Origin of the sequence: Microbacterium sp. HMWF026 (assembly GCF_003061325.1) — a bacterium.
In the GTDB taxonomy this organism is placed as follows: domain Bacteria; phylum Actinomycetota; class Actinomycetes; order Actinomycetales; family Microbacteriaceae; genus Microbacterium; species Microbacterium testaceum_E.
In genome coordinates, this window is sequence record NZ_QAJB01000119.1 from 1 (window position 1) to 6143 (window position 6143).

General features: G+C 73.6%; 2 protein-coding genes and 1 pseudogene. 2 read left to right on the plus strand and 1 reads right to left on the minus strand.

The window, feature by feature from the left end; translation table 11 throughout:
* On the plus strand, window positions 1–1822 hold a 1822-nt coding region (locus tag DBR36_RS05420; RefSeq protein ID WP_181373489.1), incomplete at its 5' end, for a PD-(D/E)XK nuclease family protein.
* Window positions 1819–5106 (plus strand): ATP-dependent DNA helicase, encoded by a 3288-nt coding sequence (locus DBR36_RS05425; protein ID WP_108317913.1) that lies wholly within the window; start codon window positions 1819–1821, stop codon window positions 5104–5106. The genes DBR36_RS05420 and DBR36_RS05425, both read left to right, overlap by 4 nt.
* A gap of 272 nt (window positions 5107–5378) precedes the next feature.
* Here DBR36_RS05425 and DBR36_RS05430 read toward each other — a convergent pair.
* A pseudogene (locus DBR36_RS05430) lies at window positions 5379–6143 on the minus strand (hypothetical protein); the annotation flags it as partial.

The following is a 6143-nucleotide window of genomic DNA, read 5'->3' on the forward strand; positions in this document are numbered from 1 at the left end:
GGCCGACGACGTCGTCGACGCTCTGCTCGGCACGTTCGGCGGCCTCGACCCCATCGAACTGCGGCGGCTGCGCACGGCCCTGCGGCACGACGAGGTCTCGGCCGGCGGAACCCGACCCGCGACCGAGCTGCTGGTCTCGGGCGTGCGCTACCCGCTCGAGCTCGAGAGCATCGACTCGCGCGAGGCGCGGCGGGCCATCCGCCTCGGCGAGACGCTCGCGGCGATCCGCGCGCAGGCGCAGGCGCGGGCGACGGCGCACGAGATGCTGTGGACCGCGTGGGAGCGCAGCGCGCTCTCGCGCACGTGGCGCGAGGCGACGCGCGGCCACGGCCCGCTCGCCGAGCAGGCCGACCGCGACCTCGATGCGATCGTGGCGCTGTTCCAGGCCGCCAAGCGTTACACCGAACGCGAACCCGACGGCGAATCCTCGACGTTCCTGCGGTCGGTGCTCGACAGCGACGTCGCCGAAGACCGCATCGAGCAGCCCGCGGTGGTCGACACCGTTCGCGTTCTCACGCCCGCCGCGGCGGCCGGTACGTCGTTCGACACGGTCATTCTCGCCGGCGTGCAAGAGGGCGTGTGGCCCAACACCCGACTGCGCGGCGGACTGCTCGAGACGTGGCGTCTGGCCGACGCGGTGCAGAACCCCGACCTTCCCGTCGCCGGCATGCTGGACCGGCGTCGAGCCGCGATGCACGACGAACTCCGGCTCTTCGTGCGAGCCATCAGCCGCGCCGGCGCTCTGCTCGTCGTCACGGCGGTCGACGATGACGACACCGGCCCGAGCGTGCTGTTCGAGATGCTCCCTGCGCCCGAGGCGGCGGCATCCATCCCCGAGCACCCGTTGTCGCTGCGCGGCCTCGTCGCCCGCCACCGGCGCACGTTGACCGCGGCGCGGGTCGGCGCGAGCGAGCGCGCTCACGCGGCCGGGCAGCTCGCCCTGCTGGCCGCGGCTGGCGTCGCGGGCGCCGCGAGCGAGCAGTGGTACGGCGTGGCGGCCCCCAGTTCGACGGCGCCGCTGCGCGACCTCGAGCGCGAGGACGTGCGGGTGTCACCCTCGCGACTGCACGCCCTCGAGGAGTGCGAGCTCGACTGGGTGATCGCCGACCTCGGCGGTGATCGCGGCGGGACGACCGCGGGAATCGGCACGATCATCCACGCGGCGCTCGAGACCGCGGCATCCGCGTCCGAAGACGACCTGTGGGCCGTCGTCGACGAGCGCTGGGGCGAGCTCGTGTTCGACGCGGTGTGGCGCGAACGCGCCGAACGCACGCGCGCCCGCGACCTGGTGCGCCGTCTGGCCGCCTACCTGCGCCGCTTCGACGACGCGGGTGGGCGCCTGATCGGGGCGGAGCGGCACTTCGAGGTGCCCATCCCGGTGGCGGATGCCGCCGAGCACGGAGCCGTGCTGAGCGGCGACATCGACCGGGTCGAGGTCAATCCCGCCGGAGAAGTGGTCATCGTCGACCTCAAGACCGGCAAGAGCGAACCGCAGACCGATGCGAAGGTCGCCGACAATCCGCAGCTCGCCGCCTACCAGTTGGCCTTCGCGTCGGGGGCGATCGAGCAGGTCGCCGGCATGCCGTCGGGCGGCGCCAAACTGCTCGTCCTGCGGCCGACCGCCGCGACCAAGGACTACGCCGAACCGACGCAGAAACCCTTCGACGATGAGCAGCGGGGCGCCTTCGTCGAGCGGGTGCAGCGCGCGGTGGGCGTCATGCGCGGCACGAGCTTCGCCGCGCCGTATGAAGTGCATTGCCGCGACGAGTTCTCGTTCGGTTTGTGCCGCATCCACACCGTGTCGGCGGTGAGCGCGTCATGACGGCGATGCTCTCGGCCGCGACGATCGCGGCCGCCCTCGGGCAGTTCCCGCCCACGCTCGAGCAGACCGCGGTGATCGAGGCCCCGCTCGCCCCGGCGCTCGTGGTAGCCGGTGCCGGCAGCGGCAAGACCGAGACGATGGCCGGCCGCGTCGTGTGGCTCGTCGCGAACGGTCTCGTCCGCCGTGACGAGGTGCTGGGCCTCACCTTCACGCGCAAGGCCGCCGGTGAGCTCGCCGAGCGCATCCAACGCCGGCTCCAGCGACTGTCCGAATTCGAGGCCCGCGGGCTCCTTCCGGCCCTGCCCGCCCTGCACGCGGCGGGGCGCCTGGCGGTCTTCGCCGAGATCGCCGGTCTCGAGGGGGCGCGGGGCGACGCGGTCCGTCGAGAGGCGCTCGACGCTCTCGCCGTCGAGGTCGGCGCCCACGAGGGCGCGGCGGCCGATGCCGACCAGCTGCTGCACCGGCCCACCGTCTCGACCTACAACAGCTTCGCCGACTCGATCGTCCGCGAGCACGGACTGCGCATCGGCCGTGATTCCGAGTCGGCCGTGCTGTCGGAGTCGGCCGCGTGGCTTCTCATGCGCCGCGTCGTCTTCGCGAGCGACGACCCGCGTCTCGAAGAACGGCAGGAGTCCCCGCGCTCGCTCATCGACGCGGCCCTGCGCATCGCCCGTGACGGGGTCGACAACCTCGTCGACCTCGAGCGGTTGGCATCCTTCCCCGACGAGTTCGGGCGCATCGTCGAACGGCCGTCGACGTCCAAGCGCGTCGTCGTCTACAAAGAGGTCGGCGAGGCGGCCGCCAAGGTGTCCGCCCTGTCGTTGCTCGCCGCGCTGGCCGCCGACTACGACCGCGAGAAGGCGCGACTGGGCGTCATGGATTTCGCGGATCAGGTGGCGGGGGCGCTGCGGATCGCGCAGGAGCATCCCGCGGTCGTCGCCGAGTTGCGCGCTCGGTACCGGGTCGTCCTGCTCGACGAGTACCAGGACACATCGGTCGTCCAGACCGATCTGCTCTCGACCCTCTTCGGCGGCACGGGCGTGATGGCCGTCGGCGACCCCCATCAGGCGATCTACGCCTGGCGCGGGGCGAGCGCCGGTAACCTCGGCGGCTTCCCCGACGCCTTCGCCCCCGCGGGGTCGTGTCAGAGGTTCTCACTGCTGACCAGTTGGCGCAACAGCGCCCGTGTGCTCGACGCGGCCAACGCCGTGCTCGCCCCGCTCGCCTCACGCGCGGCGGTCGCCGTCGAAGAACTGCGCTCCCGGCCGGGTGCGCCCACCGGGGTCGTCGAGATGGTGTTCGAGAACGATCTGGATGCCGAGGCCGACCGCGTCGCGGCCTGGTTCGTGGGCGTGCGGGCGGCGCGTGCCGCAGAGGGGCGCCCCACGACGGGGGCCGTGCTGTTCCGCAGCAAGAAGCACATGGTGCGCTTCGGCGACGCGCTCGGCCGACGCGGCATCCCTCATCGCATCCTCGGCCTGGGCGGCCTGCTCACCACCCCCGAGGTGGTGGACGTCGTCTCGGCGCTGCGCGTCATCAGCGACCCCGAGGCCGGCTCGGCGCTCATCCGTCTGCTCTCGGGGCCGCGCTGGGCCGTCGGACTCGCCGACCTGCGCGCCCTCGCCCAGCTCGCCCGCCGACTCGCCACGCACGACGTGGCCCTGCAGCCGCTCGCGCCCGAGGTCGTCGACCGCCTGCGCTCGACCCCGGGGGCCGACCGCGCGTCGCTCGTCGACGCGCTCGACTTCGTCACACGCCAGACCGACGGCCACGGCTGGCTCACCGACCTCACGCCCGAGGGGCGCGCGCGCCTGCGCGAAGCGGGCGCCGTCTTCGCGGGGCTGCGCCGCAGCGTGGGCGCCCCCATCCCCGAGCTCATCCGCCTGATCGAGGCCGAACTGCGCCTCGACATCGAGCTCGCCGCGAACGAGTCGCGCGGGCCGGCGCGCATCGCCTCGGCGCAGCTGCGCGCCTTCGTCGACGAGATCCGCGGCTTCCTCGCCGCCGACGAGTCGGGGTCGGTGACCAGCCTGCTCGCGTGGCTCGATCACGCCGAGCAGGCCGACGAATTCGCCCCCCGGACCGAGCCGCCCGAAGACGACGTCGTGCAGCTGCTCACGATTCACGGGTCGAAGGGCCTGGAGTGGGATGCCGTCTCCGTCGTGCGACTCGTCACCGACGAACTGCCCTCCGCGCCGCGCGACACGAAGGGGTGGCTCGGGTTCGGCATCCTCCCCGCCGAGTTCCGCGGGGACTCCGCCTGGCTGCCGATGCTCGGCTGGCGCGGAGCCGAGACCCAGCAAGACCTCAAGGCCGCGATCGACCAGTTCGTCGCCGACAACCGCGCGCGGCAGCTCGATGAGGATCGTCGACTGGCCTACGTGGCTTTCACCCGCGCCCGCGACCATCTGCTGCTGTCGGGCTCGAGCTGGTCGGGCACGAAGAAGCCCCGCACGCCGAGCGTGTTCCTCGATGAAGCCGCCGAGGCACTCGGCGTCGACCTGCGGGTCGGGGAGCCGGGCGACGATCCCTACGACGGCGAGCGTCGCCTGCTGCACTGGCCCCTCGACCCGCTCGGGGCCCGCCGCACCGCGATCACCTCGGCCGTGGCCGCGGCCGACGCGGCGCGCGCGAGCGGACCGGCCGAACCCGACCCCGACCTCGAACTGCTGCTCGCCGAGCGCGCCGACCGTCTGCGCCCGACCCATGCGCCGGCGCCGACGCGCATCCCGGCGTCGAAGTTCAAGGACTTCGTCGCCGACTACGGGCGTGCCGTCGACGACCTGCGCCGTCCGATGCCCGAACGGCCGTACCGGCAGACCCGCCTGGGCACGCTCTTCCACGCCTGGGTCGAGCAGCGGTCGGGGCACGTGGGTGCGGGCATCGGCCTCGACGACGACGGACTGTGGGACGACGACGAGGTCGGTGCCGCGGCCGCGGACGCCGAAGAGCTGCAGCGCCTGCGCGAATGCTTCGAACGCTCCGAGTGGGCGGGCCTTCGCCCCCTCGAGGTCGAGACCGAGATCGACTTCGTCACGACCCGACTCGATGGCCGCGAACACGTCGTTATCTGCAAGCTCGATGCGGTCTACCGCCGTGGTGAGCGGTACGAGATCGTCGACTGGAAGACGGGCCGACCGCCCACCACCGAGGCCGACCGGCGCGCGCGCATGCTGCAGCTCGAGCTCTACCGCGAGGCGTACCACGCCAAGCACGGCATCGACGTCGACCTCATCGACGTCGCCCTGTTCTACGTCGGCGACGAGCTGGTGCTGCGCGGCTGACGCGCGACGCCGCGCGGTGGCGGCTTCGCCCGGCGGCGGGTCAGCGCCGGACGGTGGCGGCTACGCCCGAGGGCGGGTCAGCGCCGCGCGCTGGTGGCTACGCCTGGCGGCGGGTCAGCGTCGCTCGGTGGCGGCTACGCGCGGCGGCGGGTCGGCGACGCCGCGGTGGCGGCTACGCCCGGGGGCGGGTCAGCGCCGCGCGCTGGCGGCTACGCCCGGCGGCGGGCCAGCGCCTCACCCGTCGGCCGCGGAAGCGGCGCCGGAAGAAGAACTCAGGCCGAGTCGCCCGACACACCCCAGCGTTTCAGCGCCGCACGGCTGGCACGGGCGGCATCCTCTTCGTCGTCCACATCGCCGTCGCGTGCGTGGTCGCCGTCGCGGAAGATCGGGAGCGAGGCGTCGCCGTGATCGCGGATCGCGGGCTCGGGGGCCGACGGCTCGTGAGAGGACTCGGCCGTCTGCGGCCGCCCCCACAGCGAGCTGCCGTCGGTGTCGCCCGAGAGCGCGGGGCCCTGCGTGGCGGGCGCGGTCCAGCCGTCGAGGTCGACCGGGGCGGTGGCGTCGGGGTCGACGCTGTCGGGCTCGGGCAGCTGGTCGACGTGGATGGCGCCGGTGTCGGCATCCGGGTTCTTGCGCTCGTCGAGGGCGTCGGCGAGCGCTTCGGCCGCGGCGGCGCGGTCGCGTTCGGCCGAGAGGTAGAGCGAGAGGGCCTCGGGGTCGTAGGCGTCGGTCTGCATCGACGTGTCGACGACGCCGGGCGCGGCGACGGGCGGCACGCTCTCGACCAGGGCCATGGCGTCGTCGATGTCGCTGCGCGTGTCGGGGACGATGTGGTCACCGCGGACGCCGTCGGCGAGCGCGTCCAGCAGGGCGACGGCGTCGGCGACGACGTCGGCCTCACCGGCGTCGTGTCCGTGCACGAGCCAGCGGGCGAACTCGAGTTCGGCGTACAGGCGGGCGCGTTCGCGCAGCAGGGGGTCGGGGGAGCGGTCGCCGGCCGAGGCGTAGCCGTCGTGCACGTCGTCGGCGGCGAGGGG

Bases quoted from the DNA above. Each gene is read 5' to 3' on its own strand.
- DBR36_RS05425 (WP_108317913.1), top strand. From the start codon at position 1,819: ATGACGGCGATGCTCTCGGCCGCGACGATCGCGGCCGCCCTCGGGCAG.